9 protein-coding genes are annotated in these 18,445 nt (G+C 63.9%); 3 read left to right on the top strand and 6 right to left on the bottom strand.

Features of this window, described 5'->3' with window-relative positions:
- Positions 1 to 4: 4 nt before the first annotated feature.
- The 3 genes from AT984_RS10790 to AT984_RS10780 form a co-directional block, all read right to left on the bottom strand.
- Positions 5 to 802, bottom strand: a complete 798-nt coding sequence (locus tag AT984_RS10790; protein ID WP_058720096.1) for a lysine/arginine/ornithine ABC transporter substrate-binding protein — start codon at positions 800 to 802, stop codon at positions 5 to 7.
- Between the two features lie 92 nt (positions 803 to 894).
- Positions 895 to 1,893 (bottom strand): alpha/beta fold hydrolase, encoded by a 999-nt coding sequence (locus AT984_RS10785; protein WP_231741659.1) that lies wholly within the window; start codon positions 1,891 to 1,893, stop codon positions 895 to 897.
- A gap of 4 nt (positions 1,894 to 1,897) precedes the next feature.
- A complete protein-coding gene (locus AT984_RS10780) occupies positions 1,898 to 2,713 on the bottom strand; it encodes a sulfurtransferase (protein WP_058720095.1) in 816 nt (271 codons plus the stop codon).
- Between the two features lie 77 nt (positions 2,714 to 2,790).
- On the opposite strand from AT984_RS10780, the gene AT984_RS10775 reads away from it, so the two are divergent.
- Positions 2,791 to 3,018, top strand: coding sequence for a SlyX family protein (locus tag AT984_RS10775; RefSeq protein ID WP_058720094.1), 228 nt, complete (start codon positions 2,791 to 2,793; stop codon positions 3,016 to 3,018).
- 25 nt (positions 3,019 to 3,043) lie between these two features.
- Here AT984_RS10775 and AT984_RS10770 read toward each other — a convergent pair whose 3' ends face one another.
- The 3 genes from AT984_RS10770 to AT984_RS10760 all read right to left on the bottom strand — a co-directional run bounded on the left by AT984_RS10770 (position 3,044) and on the right by AT984_RS10760 (position 5,004).
- Complete coding sequence (locus AT984_RS10770) at positions 3,044 to 3,916, bottom strand: DMT family transporter (protein ID WP_058720093.1); 873 nt, start codon at positions 3,914 to 3,916, stop codon at positions 3,044 to 3,046.
- A 116-nt stretch (positions 3,917 to 4,032) separates the two neighbouring features.
- On the bottom strand, positions 4,033 to 4,587 hold the full coding sequence (locus AT984_RS10765; protein ID WP_058720092.1) for a LuxR C-terminal-related transcriptional regulator: 555 nt from the start codon (positions 4,585 to 4,587) through the stop codon (positions 4,033 to 4,035).
- Positions 4,588 to 4,596: 9 nt separating this feature from the next.
- The gene (locus tag AT984_RS10760; RefSeq protein WP_197418303.1) at positions 4,597 to 5,004 is read right to left on the bottom strand and encodes a PaaI family thioesterase; all 408 of its coding nucleotides are present in this window, start codon (positions 5,002 to 5,004) and stop codon (positions 4,597 to 4,599) included.
- A gap of 854 nt (positions 5,005 to 5,858) precedes the next feature.
- Between AT984_RS10760 and AT984_RS10755 the strand changes: the two genes are divergently transcribed.
- Both AT984_RS10755 and AT984_RS10750 read left to right on the top strand, forming a co-directional pair.
- Complete coding sequence (locus tag AT984_RS10755; RefSeq protein WP_197418302.1) at positions 5,859 to 8,435, top strand: TolC family outer membrane protein; 2,577 nt, start codon at positions 5,859 to 5,861, stop codon at positions 8,433 to 8,435.
- Between the two features lie 142 nt (positions 8,436 to 8,577).
- Positions 8,578 to 18,426 carry a DUF4347 domain-containing protein gene (locus tag AT984_RS10750; protein WP_058720090.1) on the top strand — a complete coding sequence of 3,283 codons (9,849 nt, stop codon included), beginning with the start codon at positions 8,578 to 8,580 and terminating at the stop codon, positions 18,424 to 18,426.
- Positions 18,427 to 18,445: the final 19 nt, after the last annotated feature.

Here is an 18,445-nt window from a genome sequence, read left to right as displayed (position 1 = left end):
GGAATTACTTCTTCTTGATGGAGATGTCGTAGTCGAAGTACTTGTCGTTCAACTTCTTGAAAGTGCCATTGGCTTGCGCGGCAGCGATGGCCGCGTTGAACTTCTTGGCCAGCGTGGCTTCATCAGCCTTGCGCATGCCGACGCCGGAGCCAACGCCGAAGTACTTCACATCGTCGTAGTCAGGTCCGATGAAGGCGAAACCCTTGCCTTCGGGCTTCTTCAGGAAACCAAAGTCGGCGGCCGGGGTGTCGGCCAGGGTCATGTCAATGCGGCCGGACTTCAGGTCCAGAAACACCTGGTCCTGGGTTTGGTAGCGCACGATTTCGCTTTGCTTGAAGATGGCGGCGGCATAGGCCTCGTGGATGGTGGCGCTTTGCACACCAATCTTCTTGCCCTTCAGGCCGGCGGGGCTGAGGTCGAACTTGGCACCGGCCTTGGCAACGAAGCGGCCGGGCGTGTTGTAGTAGGGGTTGGAGAAGGCGATGGCCTTCTTGCGCTCGTCGGTGATGGACACCGAGGCGAAGATGGCGTCAACCTTGCGCGCTTGCAGGGCCGGGATCAGGCCGTCGAAGTCTTGCTGCACCAGGGTGCACTCGGCCTTCATCTCGGCGCAATAGGCCTGCACCAATTCGATCTCGAAGCCTTTGAGCTTGCCGTCGGCGCCCACTTCGGAGAAGGGCGGGTAAGCGCCTTCGACACCGATGCGGATTTTCTTCCAGTCCGGCGCTTGGGCCTGGACGCTGAAAGCGCTGCAGGCCAGCGCGGCGATTGCGGTAAGGGCGATCAAGGTACGGCTTTGCATGGGATTTCCTTTTGGGAACATGAGGAACATGGGGAACACAAGTATCTACGCAAGTCAGGGCAAGATCTTGCAACGGTGACGCGCGATTTCCCTTAGGGTTTGAGCGTAGTCAGGAAGGAAAGTACGGGTGCCAAGCTGGCTTGCGGGTCTTCTTGCTGGGGCGTGTGGCCCAAGCCGGGCAGCAGGGCGAGGCGGGCGCCAGGAATGTCTTGCACAAAGTCCTGGGCGAATCGCGGCGGAATGAGCCGGTCTTGCTCGCCCCAGAGAATCAGCGTGGGCATGCGCAAGCCCTTGATCTCCGCGCTGCGGCTGCCGGGCGTCATCTGGCTCAGCCGCTGCCGCAAGGCTTCGCGGTTGCCGCTGCGCAGGGTCAGTTCGAAAAAGCGGTCGATCACCTCAGGATTGGCGCGGTTGGGATCACCGTAAACGGCACGCACGCTGCGCGCCACCAGGGCGCGTGGCAACACCACATCACCTAGGCGATTCAGCACCGGCGTGCGCGCCAGGGCAAAGCCCAGGGGCACGTCCAGCGGCGCCATGGCGTAGCCGGCGGCATCCACCAGAATCAGCGCGCGCACTTGCGTGGGGTGATCCAGGGCATATTGCCAGGCCAGCTCACCGCCCAGCGAATTGCCGGCCAGCACCACCTCGTTGACGCCGAGTTTTTTCAGCAGACGCTGCAAAAAGGCCAAATAGGCCTCGTTGCGATAGTCTTCCTGCGCGGACGGGCCCGTCAGGCCGAAGCCTGGCAGATCAACCGTGATCACGCGCCGTTCGGGCAGTTGCTTTTGCAGGCGCTCGACCCAGCCGGCCCAGGTGTGCAGGCTGTCCGAGGTGCCGTGCAGCAAGAGCAAGGGCGTGGGGTCACTGCGCGGGCCAACATCGCGCAGATGCACCAGTTGGCCTTGCAACTCGATGAATTCCGAGGGCGGCAGCGCCCAGCGCTGGACCAGGGTTTCCAGCGGACGGTCCGGGGCTTTGGTGGCGGCAAAAGCCAGGGCTGCCAGCATCAAGGCGATGCCCAGCAAGCGCCAGCCACGGCCTTCGTTGGCGGGCGCCTGTCGCGGTTCAGCGTCGGGGTGGTTCGGCACCGGGTCAGTGGGCCGAGTCAGCGGCCTTGGCGCGGTGCGCTTCCGAGGCCGGGCGGGCAATTTCGGTGGCCGGCGCCAAGCCAGCGTCCAGCGCTTCGCGTTGGTCGAAGACAAAACAGCTGCCCTGGTAATGCGGGCCGCCGGTCTCTTCGAAATACTTCAGGATGCCGCCTTCGAGCTGATAGACCGGGCCGTCCAAATCTTGCTGCTGCAAGTAGATGGCCGCCTTCTCGCAGCGGATGCCTCCGGTGCAAAAGCTCACGATGGTCTTGCCCAGCAAGTCTTCGCGGTGCGCTTGCACGGCGGCGGGGAACTCGCTGAATTTGTCGATGCGCCAGTCGATGGCGTTCTCGAAAGTGCCGTAATCCACTTCGAAAGCATTGCGGGTGTCCAGCGTCACCACCGGCCGGCCTTCATCGTCGTGGCCTTGATCCAGCCAGCGCGCCAAGGTGGCGGCCGGCAGGGCGGGCGCGCGCGGCAGGGCGTCGGGCCGGATGGCGGGGTGGTTCATGCGGATGATCTCGCCCTTGACCTTGACCAGCAGCTTTTTGAAGGGCACGGCCGCGCTCCAGCTTTCCTTGGGCGCCAGGTCGGCGAAGCGCTCGTCTTGCTTGAGGGCATCCACCCAGGCGCGCACCTTCTCGCCGGGGCCGGCCAGAAACAGGTTGATGCCTTCCTCGGCCAGCAGCACGGTGCCTTTGAGCTCCAGCGCCTGGGCGTGGGCCAGCAAAGTCTCACGCAGGGCGTGGCAATCCGGCAGGCCCACGAACTTGTAGGACGAGATGTTCAGAACGGGGAGGGAGGCGCTGTTGTTTTCCATGGTCAGGGGTGGGATTGTAGGCAAGCCCCCGCGCTCTGCTTTGGAGCGGCGGCCCAAATATCGCGTCCAATACGGCGATGGACGCACAAGACATCAACGAAAAACGCCTGACCGAACTCGAAATCAAGGCCAGCTACGCCGAAGACTTGCTGGAACAGCTCAACGAGGTCGTGGTGCGGCAACAGCAGCAAATCGAGGCCTTGACGCGCGAACTGCTGCAGCTGCGCGAGCAGCGCAATCACAGCGGCGATGGCGGCGCGCCGGGCTTTCGCAGCCTGCGCGACGAGCTGCCCCCGCATTACTGAGCGGGGGTATGGGTCGGCGTATTCGTCAGGCTTTCGCGGGCGGGCGAGCCAGATACACGCCCAGCACCGCCAAGCCCATGCCCAGCAAAGCTTGGCCGCTGAGCGTTTCGCCAAATAGCAGCCAGGCGAATACCGCCGTGAAGGGCGGCACCAAATAGAACCAGCTGGCGGTGTTGACGGCGCTGCCGCGGCGCACCAGCCAGTTCAGCAAGCTGATCGCCCCCAGCGACAACACCAGGGTCAACCAGCCCAGCGCGAAGATGAATTCGCCCTGCCAGTCCACCCGCATATCTTCCGTGGCCCAGGCCAGCAGGCCGGTCAGCAGCGCCGTGGGAATGAACTGCGCCACCGCGCCGCTGCGCCAGTCGAAGCTGGCGCAAAACGACTTCTGATAAATCAACCCGAGCGTGATGCCCAGCAGCGCCGCCAGCGCGGCCAGCAATGCCGGCAGGCCAAAGCCGGTGCCGATCTTGCCCGCCACCACCATGGCCACGCCCACAAAGCCCAGCATCAGGCCCAGCCATTGGTTGCGGCTAACCCGCTCTTTGAGCAGCAGGCCGGCGGTTACGGCCGTCAGCAAGGGCTGCAAGCCCACCACCAGGCTGGTGACACCCGCCGGCAAGCCGCGCGAGATGGCGATGAAAACGCCACCGAGGTAGACCCCGTGAATCAGCAGTCCGGCAATGCCCAGGTGCAGCCATTGGCGGCCCGTGCGCGGCCAGGGCGCGCCGGTGGCCAGCGCGAGCAGGGTCATCAGCAGGACAACCGCCAGGTAGCGCAGCAGAAGAAAGGTCAGCGGCGGCGCATGCGGCAGGCCTAAGCGCGCACCGATGAAGCCGGTGGACCACAGCAGCACAAAGCCTAGCGGGAGTAGGGTGGTGGTTCGGTTTGTCGTCATGGTTGCGCTGACTTTGCTCAGCTCCTGCCGCTTGGTTCGGGGTGCCTGACTTGCTGGCCTCGCGGCTTGGTGCGAGGTGTGTGTGGCCTTTGGGGGCGCTAGGGTGACGCGGCGGCTTACTTCACCACCAGCTTGTGAATCAACTCCGGCGTCGAGGCGGCGCCGTACTTCTTCATCAAGCGGGCGCGGTAGACATCCACCGTGCGCGGGCTGATTTCCAGCTTCTTGCCGATGGATTTGCTGGTCAGCCCTTCGATCAGCAGGGCGGCAATTTCGCGCTCGCGCGCCGTCAGCTCGGCCTTGATTTGGCGGTGGGCCGACAAATCTTCAAAGCTCCAGATGCCTTCAGCATGTGGGTCGGCCGGGTTGATGGCCCGACCCGAAACATGGCACCAGAAGAGCTGGCCCGCTTGTGGGCCGGCCACGCGTTTCATCACCCGGTCGTCGGCGTAGAAGCCCTGCGCATCCAGGCTGGCAACGATGCGCTCCCCGGTGCGCTGGAACTCCATCAGGCTGGGGTAGAGCACCTCGAAACTCTGGCCAATCAGCTGCTCGCGTTCGGCGCCGAACATGGCCAGCAGCTGGCGGTTGCAGTCTTTGATCAGGCGTTTTGCGGAGAGAACCAGGCCGATGGGCGCGTGGTCAAAAGCGGTGCGGTAGTCCAGCGGCATGGGGCGTAATCAAAGCAGGGCGTAGGTGGTGGTGGATTGGGCGGCCAGGCGGCCGTCCGGGTTGGCAATATCGATGCTGCCAAAAGCCAGGCTTTTACCACTGCGCAAGACGCGCGCCGTGACGATGCAGTGATCCGCGCTGACCGGGCGCAAAAAACTGGTCTGCAACTGCACCGTGGTCATGGGCCTGAATTCGCCCAGCTGCGCCATCATCGCCAACACCATGGCCGTGTCAGCGGCCGCCATCGCCGCCTGTCCGCACATCACCCCGCCCACATGCACCAGCGCTGGGCCGACGGGCAGCCGCAGCTGAATGCCCTCGGCATCGACACTGATCACCTCCAGGCCTAAGTCCACGATCCAGGGCGCGAAGATTTTGGGGATGGCATCTTGCAGGTCTTGGGGGTTCAAGCTCATGGGGCGGTCCAATTGAAGGCGGTACAAAACAGGGGGCAAGGCCTTGCACCTTGTTGTGCGCCAGCATCTTGCCAGCAGATTGGGCGCCTCGTTTCGCTGTGGCGAGTTTTGTTTCCTGCGCGGTGCTGCGAGCGCGACGGCCGACCGTGCCAACGCTCATGCTGCTGAGCCCGCAACCGTCCCCGCATCCCGGCCCTAAAGCCCGCACTCGGCGGGGCCTGGGCTGAGTGTGGCGGTCGCAGTGTGTGCGCATATCGCACGAGGTTTGGGCTGAGCTGGCGGCTGGCGGTTGTCTGTGTCGAACCTTTTCGCTCGGCCTGGGAATGGCCAGGACATTCACAAAACCGTCTTAATTAAGGCGTGTGTGCAGCCAAATCTTTGCTGAAACGACGAGCGGTTTTTCTAATCGGAAGGTTCGGCTCTGGGTGGAGTTTGATCGCAAGGCCATGCGAGTTTGCGAGGCTTGGTCAAGGTGGCGTGAGGAATCAAATTCATTTCGCGAAAAGGAACAATAAAGCACGTGTTTCATCACCGAGTTGCAGGGCTTGCACAACAGGGGCTCAGTTAACATCCCAAGGGGAATATTCCATAGATTTGGCAGCTCAAAACGGCTGCTGAGGGTGTGGATGAAGGCGAGGCTTCGATTTTGAATTGCCGCGAACGCCGAGCTCGGGCAATGTAGGGGCTTGGTATTGACCTGGAGCGTGAGTTTTCAAGTTCTGAGAATTAAAAGAATGTTCGTGCGTTGCTGGCTTGAAGCCCGGAACGAGGGCTAAAAAAATACTGTGCCGAACTCGAATATGAGTTCGGCCTATGTTGGGAGGGCGCGCCTGGCTGGGTGCGCAACTGCAGATATGAATAAGCGTTTGGCCCTTGCGGCCGTTCAATGGTCGGTGGCTGCTTGTGTTGTTGCCGCTCCGATGTGGGCCTTTGGCCTCCCCGCCGCTTACACGGCCTCCTCCCAGTCGGTGGCCAATGGCAGTGCCGTCTTGCAGCTGACCTTGCCGCAGGGGCGTTTGACCCAGATGCTGCCCTCAAAGAATGGCGGCGGTGTGCGTTTGACGCTCAAGCAAGTGGAACGTGCCGATCTGGACGGCATGGTGCGCCAGCTGCTTGCCGTACCGGCTTTGGTGAAATCGGCGCGTGCCGATGTGCTGCCGAACCAGGATGCGGTGCTCTGGGTCGAGTTCGCGCCGACCTATCAATTGATCGACCAGACGCTGACCACGTCGGCCGCGGGGCTGTCGCGCTGGGACTTGCAGCTGCAGGCTCAGGCGCCTTTGAGTGTCGCTGTTGCCGCCGCCCCTGTTGAGCTGCGCGAGCTGCGTTTGGCCGCGCGTGATGATTTGCTGGATATTCATCTCTCTGGCAGCGCTGAGCTGGCGGCCGAGGTGTCCGTGCTGGACCAGCCTGGACGCTTGGTGCTGGAGTTCCCTGGGGCCAGCATGGCCTCGGTCGAGCGGCTCGCCAGCCAATTCCAAGCGCCGGCCGTGCCACTCTTTGCACGCGTCAGTGCGGCTCAGCAGGGCGGTGTTCCGCGCTTGGAGTTCACCTTCCACGAAGACGTCGATTTGGTGGATAGCCTGGGTGAGGTGCGCGACGGCAAGGGCCTGATTCGCATCAGCTTGGCGGCAGACCGTGCCGTGGCTCAGGCCCGGCTGGGGGCCGGTGGCGCTGCTAACGATGTGCAACTGCGCAGCATTGATGCCAAGCTGTCAGGCCGTGCCATTGAGCTGAGTTTGCCCGGAGTGCCGGTCTCGCGCCTGCAGTCCTATGCGCTGGACGAGCCGCCGCGCTTGGTGGTGGATGTGCTGGGCTGGCGGCCTGACCAAGTGCGCGACGCCGCCGCCCGCTTTGTCTCGCCGCATGCCAGCATTGGCGCGCTGCGGGTGGAATCCAGCCGTTTGGGTTCGGCCCGCCTGGTGTTTGATTTGACCGCCGCCGCGCCCTTGCTCTCGCACGGTGCCGCTGGCGCGGACCGTTACGCGCTGGCCCTGCGTTTGCCGAGTGCTGCCGCCCCCGCGTTTGATGCCGGCAAAGCGCGCCCGGCAACGTCCTTCGCGCGCCGAGACGAGCGCCTGGATCCCAAGGCGCCGGTGGTGGTGGTGCGCCCCTTGCTGCTGCTGCCGCCTGAGCAGCGTGCGCCAAGTGCTGAAGACAATAATGGCTTGAGCCGCTTGTACTGCTCTGCCCTGGACCGGGATCCCAAATACCTCAGCGCCAAAGCAGACTTCGACATTGCCCAGCAGGCCGTGCCCCAGGCCCGTGCCGCCTTGCTGCCGACGGCGTCGATCGACTATCAAAAGTCCTATCTGCGTCAGGATATTCAGCAGGCTTCGAACATCACCTTCCCCACTGGGGTGACGCGTTATCCCAGCGCCAATTTGTCCTTGACCATCACCCAGCCGCTGCTGCGTTTGCCGGCGGCGATCAAGTACAGCCAGGCGGGCCTGTCTATCGATCAGTCTCGCTTCAATCTGCTGGCGGCCGAGCAAGAGCTGATCTTGCGTGTGGCCAGCGCCTATCTGAATGTCCTGGCCGGCACCGACGGTGTGGATCTGGCACAGGCCGAGCGTGACAGTACCGAACGTCAGTTCGAGCTGGCCAAAGCCCGCAAGTCCACGGGCCTGGGCAATGTGCCCCAGCTCTTTGAAGCCGAGGCTCGGTTTGCGCAGGCGCGGGCGCGTGAGCGTGAAGCGCGCAACCGCTTGGAAGACGCAAGGCTGGCGCTGAAGGAAATTGTGGGCGATGAACCTGGCGAGTTGCGCGGCTTCAAGGGCGACTTTGCGCCGACGGAGCCCATGCCTGCCGAAGTCGGCCCCTGGGTCGGCGCGGCGCTGGAGCAAAACCTGGCCTTGCAGGCGCGACGCCTGTCCGTCGAGATTGCTGCTTTGGAAATCCGCCGTCAGCAAGCCGGCTATGCGCCCAGCATCAACTTGGTGGCATCGACAGCCAATCAAGACACGGGTGGCTCGCTGTTCGGTCGCGGTCAGCGCTACAACAACTCCGAGATCGGCGTGCGCGTCAACGTCCCGCTGTTCGAAGGCGGCATGACCAACTCCTTGGTGCGTGAGGCCGTGGCCCGCAAGGAAAAAGCCCTTAACGAGCAAGAGCAGGAACTGCGCCGCAGCGACCGCCTGGCTCGAACCGCGTTCAACGGCGTGCTGGCCAGTGTTGACTCGGTTGAGGCGCTGCGCAAGGCCGTGCTGGCGCAGCAAAGCGCGCTGGAAGCGCGTGAGGAAGGGCTGAAGTCCGGCCTGTTCAATCCCATCCAGTTGATGGATGCCAACCGCCTGTTCTTCACCGCCAAGCGTGAGTTCTTGCAGGCCCGTTACGACTACTTGCTGAACCGCTTGAAGCTCAAGCAGGCGGTGGGTGTGCTGAGTCGTAACGACTTGGATGATTTGGGTGCCTTGCTGCAAGTGCAGTGACCACCTGATGGCGCCGCCCACGTCAGGGCGGGCAAGATCAGTCGCGGTGGCCTCATGCCACTGGGACGCTAGGGATAAGAGAGCGGCGCCACACCAGCTGGCCGGTGCGGCGACTTCAAACAAGATTCAGCGGGATTGACCAGTGAACAACTCCTCCACCAAGTCCAAGCGCAAGTTCAATGCAGCCCAACTCTTGCGCCAAGCGCTGGGCGTCAGCCGCCTGAGTGTGCCGGCGCCTAGCCGCCAGCGCCGTCTGCATATCGAGGCGCTGGAGCCGCGCCACTTGCTCTCGGGGGAGGGCTTGATCCTGCCGCCAACGCCAGAACGCTCGGCGCTGGAGGCCCAGCAGCTGCAACTGCCCATCGAGCACTTGCTCCAGCAAGTGGCAGCCAGCACGCCCGGCTTCACCGGCGATGCCTGGCGGCCCGGCCAGGGCGCGGTGCACGCCGCGCAAAATGTGCAGAGGGCCGATGAGGTGGTGTTTGTCGACCCGTCGGTGCAGGGCTATGAGGCCTTGCTGCAAGACGCGCTGGGCCAGCGCAAACCGGGTCAAGCGGCCAAGGTTGAAGTGGTGGTGCTCGACCCCCAGCAAGACGGCGTGCAGCAGATCAGCCAATGGCTGTCGCAGCGGCAGGGCTTGGCGGCGATTCACCTGATTTCGCACGGCGAAGACGGCCGCATTGGCCTGGGCCGCGGTGAACTCAATGCCGACAATTTGGCGGCGCAAGCGGACTCGCTGCAGCAGTGGCGCTCCGCCTTGGCGGCGGATGCCGACATCTTGGTCTATGGCTGCGATGTCGCGGCCAGCGCACGCGGTCAGGCTTTCATTGAGCAATTGGCGGCGCTGACTGGCGCCGATGTGGCGGCGTCCAGCAATATCACCGGCGATAAGAACCATGGCGGCGACTGGCTGCTTGAGCGCCAAACCGGCCAGATCGACGCTCAAGCACTGTTCAGCGCGGGGCAAACCTACGCCGGCCGCCTGCAACTGAGCGCGGCGACGCTGACCCTGAACGCCGGTGTGCAAGCGCAGATGCTGGCGGTGCTGGCGCAGGTGGATGCCAATGGCACTCAGGCCCTCAAGCACAGCTTGATCAACACGGCCTTGCCGGGCTTGAGTGAGAGCGTCAACCAGTTCATTGGCCTCAGCAGCCAGAGTGGCGCAGGTGCCACCACCACGCTGTTCGGTCTGCAGACCGCGGCGCAAAGCTATTTCAGCAGCCAGGGCGCAGCGTCGACGCTGGACGGGCTGAGCACCGCCCTGCAAGCCGCCGTCAAGGCCAAGACCAATGCGATTCAAGCCGGCAAGAGCGGGCAAGCCTGGTCGGTGACGCTCACCCCCACATTTGATGCCGCTGCACCCGAGGTGGTGGCCGGCTTCAAGCTGGCGATTGACCTGGACTGGACCCGAAGCAATCAGAACTTCACGCTCAACTGGAAGTTGGGCGCCGTTGACAAGAGCGAGGCCTGGACCGGCACTGCGCAAGCTGGCGTGCACATTGCCCTGAGTGCCGGCTTGGTGCTGGACGGTGTCAATGTCAACACTCAGCCCGCGGCCTTGCCTGGCTTGGCTGCGCCCAGTGCGGCGCAAAGCTTCTTCAAACTGGAGCGTTGCGAAGTCAGCCTGGAGCTGACACCGACGGGTGCCAATACTTTCCATTTGCAGGCGGGCGTGCAGACCGCGCTGCGCGATCCGGACAATAGCGACAACAAGGGCCGCCTGACCCTGGCCGACATCGGCGGCCAAACAGCCGCGCAGCTGCAATTGCCGCAGATCACCGCCAGCATCGATGGCGCAGCCTCGGGCTCGGGTTTCTTCGGCAAGGTGGTGGGCGGCGCGCTGACCCTGCAAGCCTTCAGCGACAGCAATCTGGACGCGACCGGCAATGGCTTGAAGGACGTGTTCGACGCCGGCAAGCTGCTCGGCGGTCAGCTCGATTTGCAAGACAGCCTGAGCCAAGTGCTGCCCTTTGCCGACACCGGCATGGCCAGTTTGCTGAAAACCTCCGACGGCCGCAGCCTCGGCGATGTGCTGGCTTTCAAGACCCTGCAGGGCACGACCGTGCTGGACGACTATCTGGCCGAGGCGGGCAGTAAGACGCTCAGCGGCTTGCTGTCCCGGCTGCGTGACTATCTGACCGCGCAAGGCCGTTACAGCCAGCTCGAGGCCTTGGTGGCGCCGGACTTCAGCACCGACTTCATGGACATCCTGGGCAGCGGTGCGCGCTCCGGCAGCAAGGTGATGCTGGAGCTGGGCTTGACGCTGTCGCGCGATTTCACGCGGCGCTTCACCTTCAAAGACAAGCTCCAACCGCTGGGTCTGGACTTCCTGCCCGGCAGCGCCGTGCCACTGAACGCCACCGTCCGCCTGGGCTTGCGTTATGACACCAGCGCAGCCAATTCGCTGGAAATCACCCAGCTCGACGCGCGTGTGCGCAGCACCGGTGCGCTGGATGCGGCCATGTCCCTGGGCATGCTGGAGGCGCGCGCCCGTGGCAGCCTGAATTTTGATACCGGCACCCTGGAGATGCGTGCTGGCCACAGCCTGGCTTCAAACCCCTTCTTTTCGGTGCAAGGCGGCATTGCCTCGGCCTTGGCGCCGAGCGAGATCTTGTCCGTCAGCAGCGCGAATTTCGACCCCAACAGCCAGGGCAATTGGGCAGTCAAGACGGCGGCCCAGGTCACGGCCTCGGCCAGCTTTGATATTGAAGGCGTGATCGGCGCGGGCGCCAACGGCAGCACCAGTTTCAGCACGCTGGAAGGCGGCACGCCCCACGTGGACATCAGCTTCAACGGCGGCAATGCGGCGCTCTGGTCTGAGGTTAAGAGCAAGCCCTTGCAAGTCAGCAGCAGCAACTTCGTCAAGCTGCAGGCCTTTGCCGCGCTCGATGCCAAGGCACTGACGCAAATGATGCAGGACCTGGGCACTTATTTGCGCCAGCTGCGCGATGCCGGCCCCTTCGATGCCGTGCTGCCCTTTACCGACAAGCGCTTGGGCGAGGTGCTGGACTTCAGCAAGCTCTTCAACCAGGTCTTGAACGAGAAGCTGCAGAACAATGGTGGCGCCACCCTCGTCGGTGGCCGTCTGATCTCGCCGGTGTTGCCGGCCGACACCAGTTTCGATCTGCAGATCCAGCGCCCCGGCGACACCGCGCCGACCTTGGTGAGCGTGGGCGTGCGCGCCTCCGAGACCAGCGGCTTCACCCATATCAATCAGCTCGCCGAGCTGATCAACCGCAAGCTGGCCGCGGCGCTGGACGGCAATCTGCGCTGGCAGGCCGACCAGGCAACGGCGCAAGCCATCGTCACCCAAAGCCTGGCCGGCGGCCTGGCGCTCAACAGCGCTTTGCGTAGCAACGAAGAGCAGCGCATCGACCTGCTGGTGGCGGGCGGTAATTTCAGCCTCAAGCTCGGCAATGGCACGGCAACGTCTATGTTGTCGGTGCTGTCCAGCAGCATCGAGGTGCAGCAAGCGCTGGAGTCTTTGCCCGAAATCGGCAAGGGCAATGTGCTGGTCAGCGGTGGACCTAAGCACTACATCGTTTCATTCGTGCGCGAGAAGGCCGGGCAGGCGATGGACTTGCTGCAGGCCAGCCTCAGCGACACCAGTGCGGCCAATGCCGGTGGCTTGGTCGATGTGATCAGCAGCAATCTGGGCACGGGCAGCGACGGCAATGTCTGGGGCCGCCTGAACATTGTTCAGGCCCGCCCGGGTGTGGATCTTGACTTGCGGGTTTCGGCCACGGCCGGTGCCAGCGTCAGCGAAGTCACCGCCGGCAAAGACACTGCCGATGCTGTCCAGCGCCTGACCTTGGTGCATGCGGGCGATGGCAGCTCCTTCATTCTGGGCGGCAAGAAAGCCGATGGCAGTCCGTTCACGACCGCCGCGATCAGCCGGCCCGGCAATGCCGGCACCTGGAGCCAGCCGATTGCGGATGCGCTCAATGCGGTTTTGGGCGCCGGCTCGGTCAGCGTCAACCCGGTGGCCAGCGACACCATCAGCGTCAATCAAGGCGTGCAGGTGTTTGACATTGTTTTCAGTGGCGCGGCCGTGGCCAAGAAGGCGCAGGCGCTGCTGGCCGTTGATGGCCGCGGCATCCTGGCCAAGCTGGAGGCGCAGGGCGCTTTGACCGTTTTGAGCCCGGCGCATTTGGCGGTGGGCAATACGCCGGCGGGCAATGAAGTCCAGCGCCTGATGCTGGATCAGGCCACGGCGGGCAGCCTGGGCTTTGGCGTCACGGTGGGTGGCAAGGTGTATGAGTCCAACCCCGTCAGCTGGAGCGTGCTGCAAGGCGCCGGTAGCGAGGCCGCGTTGAAGACCGCGCTGGTGGACATGTTCCGCCAATGGGACGCCAATTTCTCGGCTGACAGCCTGCAGGTCAGCCAAGTGGCCGGTCGTACATCGACCTGGGACATCCAGTTCGCCGGCCCCTGGGCCGGTGGCGCCGGGCCCGCGCTCAAGCTCAATCTGAGCGGCCTGGTCGGGCCGGCCAGCAGCGGCTTCAAGGCCCTGGACAGTCTGGGCTTCTCGCTGGCCGGACAGGACAGCCAGGACAACCGCAGCAGCAGCTTCCGCAGCTTCAATGAGCTGATGCAGCGCTTCCAGCAGGCTGTCAATGAGAGCCTGGCCGGCACCGGCACCAGCTTCTCGGTCAATCCGCGCTTCGATCCCACGAGCACCAGCCTGCTCTTCGATCTGGACTTGCGTCCGGCCAGCAGCACCGAAGCTGTGCGCCTGCAGCTGCAAAGCGCTTTGGGCAATCTCTCGGGCATCAGCACTCAAGCCGCGCTGGAACTCAGCAGCAAGAGCTATTTCAAGACGACGGTGGGCATTGATCTGCGCCAGGTCAACGGCTTCTCGCTGCGGGCCGGCGGTGCTTATCAAACCACGATCAAGTCCACGGCCGATGCCCCGGCGCAGCTGCCTATCGTTCTTGGAAATCCCGACGCCCATTTTGGCCTGAGCTTTGACGGTGAGCGTTACGACTTCACCTTGGCTTGGGCCGATACCACGGGCAATGCCACTGCGGAGGATATGCGCGCGCAGCTGCAGACGCTTCTGAACGGCCGCGCGGTCGCAGGGGGTGGCGTCCTCGCCAGCCTGGGCTTTGCCAAGGTGGGTGATGCAGTCAAGGTGCGCCTGGATGGCAAGAAGCTGACCCTTGTGAGCCTGGCCGGCAGCGATGCCTTCCAGCTGAGCATCCCCTCGGACACCGATCCGATGAGCGCCGCCTTGGGCTTCAAGCCCACGACCATGTACACCCAGGTCAAAGCGGTCAAGCTGCCCGAGACCGGGCGCCTGAGCGCCAATGCCAATTTCGAGCTGGTCTTTGACCAGTCCGGCCCGGTGTCGGTGACGGTGCTGCGTGACAGCGGCAACGGCACGCTCAAGGATTTGCTGGACGACATCAACGCGAGCCTTGCGCAGACCGACGTCAGCGGCCACACCTATCTTGGCGCGGGTGGCAAGGGCTTCAGCAATCTGGGCCAGTTTGTGCGCGCGGCCCTGGTGAACAACCAGATTGAGCTCATCAGCACCAGCCGCAGCATCGCCTCGCTGCAGATTCGCGCCAGCGGCGCTGATCCGGCAACAACCGAGTTGGGCTTCACGCCCGGCCAGTTCGCCCGCACCGGCGGGGCCGAAGTGTTCTTGCAAAACGCCAGCCTGGGTGGCCAGTACAGCGCCGTCGTTCACGGCCAGCTGGGCAATAACGCCGCCGTGCTGGACCAGGCCGGCCGCGCCCGTCTGGGTCTGCTGGACCTCACGTTCGGCGCGCTCAAGGCCGACTACCAAGGCAGCCTGAGCTTCCAGCTGCGCAATGGCGTCAATGGCCAGCCGGCTGATCGAATCAGCCTGAACAGCTTGTTTGATGCCGTCGCCGCGCAAGACATCCAGCTCGGCCTGGGCAGTTCTTTGAGCACCAATGACACCAGCGCCGGCTTGGCCGCCACGCTGACCCCGGCCTCGGCCGATGGCCGTCTGCTGCGCGATGTGGGTCTGCAAGTCACCATTGGCGCCTTGCGCCTGGATGTGGTGGTTCGCCAAGCCGATGCCGCTGGCAATACCAGCCTGGCCGACTTGGCCGCCGATGTCGATGCGGCCATCCATGCCGCCGTGCTGGCCAAGCTGGGCAACGATCCTTATGCTGGCCATGCCTTCGTCGGCGTGGACAGCGCGAGCAAGAACAAGCTGAGCTTTATTGCCGCCACCTCCACCCTGAGCTTGGCGCAGAACGCCGCGCAGATGCTGGACGCCAGCACCGGTCGCCTGCTGGTGGACTTGCCCTTGACGCTCACCCAGGGCAGCACTCAGCTGAACCTGCTGGTGAATGCGGCCAGCACCGCGGGCAATAGCACGATGGCGCAGCTGCTTGACAGCATCCGCACGGCCGTGGCCGAGGCCGCACGCCTGAAGATCGCCAACACCAGCGATGCGCAAACCCTGCGTGATCTCAACATCATCCTGGCCCGCACGGTCCAGCCGATGGCGGTGGCCGATGGTCTGCTGCTGACCGGCAGTTCCGGCCTGCTCAGCATCTCGCGCAATGAGAGCGGCTTGGCCGCGACGGCTCCCTCCCTGGAGCGCAATCCCGAGAAGTTCTACAACAGCGCCAATGGCCAGTTATTGCAGGACTTGACGCTGGAGGCCGTGTACGACGGCGCCAAAGTCAGCTTCACGCTGAGCGTGGCGGAAAGCCAGTCGCATCAGTCGATGGACGACCTGCTGGCCTCGCTCAATACCAAGCTGCGCGCCGCCCTGGTGGCCGCCAAGACAGCGGCTCAGGGCGATGTGGCGCTAACAGCTAAATTGGACGGCATGCAGGCGGCGCTGGACGGCCTGCCCATGCAAGTCAGCGGCAATCAGCTGCAATTGCAGAGCGACCGCGGCCTGAGCCTGGCCAGCGGCACGCTGACGCTCACCAATCTCGACATTGTCGGCCGCGCCTTGCTGGCCGATTTCATGAGCAGCCCGGTCTTCGCCAATGGCGCTGGAACGCCCGGCAGCAGCCCGGTCGCGTCCCTGACCCTGGGCAATCTGGCGGTGCTCACCCCCGCTGGTGTGAACACCACGGTCACAGCCGGCACCACGCTGGGCGTGACGGTCAACAATCTGGTGGCCGCCCTCAGCGGCGAGGCCAATCGCGCGGACACCGTGCTGGTGCCGACCGACGGCCTGGGCCAGCTGACGGCCTTGAGCCAGATGAATTGGGGCAATCTGGTGGGCGACCTGAGCCTGCTGCCGCACTTCATCGGCGACCTCGCAGGCATGGGCAAGTTCGGTGAGTTGGGCCGCCTGGTGCCGCTGCTGGGCAGCAGTCTGGGTGACTTGTTCGGTCTGAAAGATCTGTTCGCCAAAGTGGTGTCGCAGTTGCAAAAGCAAAGCAGCGGCAGCCTGCAGGACATGCAGGCCTTGCTGGCCGCTGCCTTCGGCGCCAGCGCTGGCGATATCCAACTGGGGCTCGATAACGCGGCCGGCGCCGAGGCGCTGACCATCCGCCTGCCCCTGACGCTGAACATCAACCAAAAGCTGCCGCTCAAGCTGCTGCTCAAGGACCCCGATCTGCTCAAGCTGCTGAGCCCGGCGCAGCAAACCGCGCTGGCGAATCTGGCTGGCAACTTCAATCAGCTCAGCGATGTGGATGGCTCGGCGCTGATGACCGTCAGCGGTAGCTTCCGCCTGAATTTGGCGCTAGGCGTGGACCTGTCCAGCGGCGCCAATCGCGGCAAGCTCTTCCTCTACGACCATCGCGCCGACGCGGCCAAGACGGCCACGCTGGATGATGACAGCGGCACCTTCGCTACCTTCAGCCTGACGGCGGTTGGCGAGAAGATGGCTTTCGACAGCAACCAGGGCCTGTACTCCCTGGCTGTGCGCGACGGCTCCGCCTCGGTGGTGGAGAACGCGAACTGGCAACTCAATGCCGGCGACAAGGCGAGTGATGCCGATCGCCTCTATCTGAGCCCCAGCACGCCTTTGAGCGCTGACAGTCTGGCCAGCATCAAGAAGGACGCTTTCGACGTCTGGGTGGACAGCGCGAGCAATGCCAAGGCCAAGCTGCCGATGCAGCTCTTGCTGTCCGATGATCTGGGCCAGTTGGCGATCCAGAACATTGAGGGTTTCGTCAACCCCATGCCGCTGGGCACCCTGGAGTTGAACTTTGCCAATCTGGCCAAGGGCTTCGCCTTCATCGGTGGCGACACCTCCCAAGGCCTGATCAACGCCCAGGTGCTCGAAGCGGCCAAGCCGCCGCGTCCGCCCAGCACCGGCAATGGCTCGGGCAACACCACGCCCGAAGGCGCGCCGGTGGATACGGCCGATGCCCGGCCGCCCGGCAGCAACCTCAACCCTTACCAGGACAGCACGGCTGGGCAGGGCAGCAGCACCTCGGGTGCACTGCCAGGCGGCCAAGCGCCGGGTAACACCTCGCCTTGGGGCTCGGGCGGCAGCAATCCCAGCTCGGCCGGTTTTGATCTCAGTCTGGTGCTGCCGAATCTGAAGAACTGGCAGAGCGTGATCACCAGCGTGATCGAGAAGGCCGGCGGCGGTGCGTCCACCGACGACAAGCCGATCAACTACTCGCTGATCTTCCTGCTGCGCGACCCGACCATCATCGTCAACACGGTCGACACCTTGCTGGGCACGGTGCAAAAAGGCCTGGACGCTTTCAGCTCGGTGCTGAATCTGCCCATCATCGGCGACAAGCTCAGGGATGCGACGCAATTCATTGCCGACCTGCGTGGCAATCTGATCGATGCTTTGAAGGACGCGCTGAGCTCCGCCGTGGCGGAGTACGGTGGCCTGGACAATGCTCTGCGCATGTTCTTGTTCAAGCAGCTGACGCTGGACACCAACGCGGACGGCATGATCAATGCGATCGATCTGGCCGCCAACCCCTTCCGCAACTTCTTGCAGGACTACAACGGCGACGGCAAGGTCACGGCCGACGATGTGGTGGTGGAGTACATCGCCGGGCCGCAGCGCCCGCTGGACCCGCGCTTGGCCAAGTATCTGGGCGTGGAGCAGGGCAATACCCAGCTGGTGATCCCGGCCATTTTGCCGGGCCAGCGCACGGCCTGGGTGACGGCCGGCGTCAACACACCGGTTTGGGAAACCGACAGCAACGGCACGCCCTTGCTGGACGGCAATGGCGCCAAGATCCCCAAGCTCAATGCCGATGGCTCGCAGGTTTACACCCAGACCGCCGGCAATGTGGTGATGGACGCCAGCCTGCGCAAAATCGTCGACGATGTGGTGGGCGCCATGACCAGCTCCGGCGCCACGCTGGAGGCCCTGTTCAACAAACTCAAGGCCACGAACGAGGACTTCAAGAAGAACGGCTACCCCGACACCATCGAGAAGATTGCCGAGTTCGTGGTGAAGGCGGCGGCGGACGTCAACAAGTCGGGCTACAACTACGACGCGCTGCTGCGCGACCTGTTCGGTGGCAGTGTGGCCATGGCCGCGGCCAAAGAGGTGGCGAAGAAGTTCAAGCCCAGCGATGCCGCCAAGCAGGACGCGGCCGACACGCTCAAGCGCGACTTCGCCAACGGCAGCTACGACATTCCCGCCACCTTGCTCAATGAGTTCAAGCAAGCGGTGTTCAAGCGCGCCAGCACCATGGCCACCAATGTGGCCCTGGGGCAGAGCAGTGCCATCCAGTTCCGCATGAAGCTGGGGCAGACCTACACGCCCAAGCTGGATCTTGGCTTTGACATCGGCATGCCCGGGCTCAACCTCAAGCTCGACGGCGGCCTGGATGTGCGCCTGGGCTGGACCTTCTATCTGGGCTTCGGCGTTGATATCAACGACGGCTTCTACGTCGTCACCAATATGCCTGGCACGGCCGGCATCGGCGAGCTGACCAATCTGAAGAATGACGGCACGGTGGATGCCAGCCGCCCCTTCGTCAGCAATCCGCTGGACGCGCACATCAACAACCTCTGGCTGGTGGGCAAGCCCACGCAGGCCAATGCGGTCAAGGAGTTGTAGTTCACGCTGGACGCCTACC

Origin of the sequence: Paucibacter sp. KCTC 42545 (assembly GCF_001477625.1) — a bacterium.
GTDB lineage: Bacteria > Pseudomonadota > Gammaproteobacteria > Burkholderiales > Burkholderiaceae_C > Paucibacter_A.
The sequence above is the reverse complement of the archived record's forward strand: the minus strand, read 5'-3'. Positions and strand labels throughout refer to the sequence as shown.

Coding starts and splice junctions, on each gene's coding strand:
- AT984_RS10790 (WP_058720096.1), bottom strand. CDS start 802: ATGCAAAGCCGTACCTTGATCGCCCTTACCGCAATCGCCGCGCTGGCC.
- AT984_RS10780 (WP_058720095.1), bottom strand. CDS start 2,713: ATGGAAAACAACAGCGCCTCCCTCCCCGTTCTGAACATCTCGTCCTAC.
- AT984_RS10775 (WP_058720094.1), top strand. CDS start 2,791: ATGGACGCACAAGACATCAACGAAAAACGCCTGACCGAACTCGAAATC.
- AT984_RS10770 (WP_058720093.1), bottom strand. CDS start 3,916: ATGACGACAAACCGAACCACCACCCTACTCCCGCTAGGCTTTGTGCTG.
- AT984_RS10765 (WP_058720092.1), bottom strand. CDS start 4,587: ATGCCGCTGGACTACCGCACCGCTTTTGACCACGCGCCCATCGGCCTG.
- AT984_RS10760 (WP_197418303.1), bottom strand. CDS start 5,004: ATGAGCTTGAACCCCCAAGACCTGCAAGATGCCATCCCCAAAATCTTC.
- AT984_RS10755 (WP_197418302.1), top strand. CDS start 5,859: ATGAATAAGCGTTTGGCCCTTGCGGCCGTTCAATGGTCGGTGGCTGCT.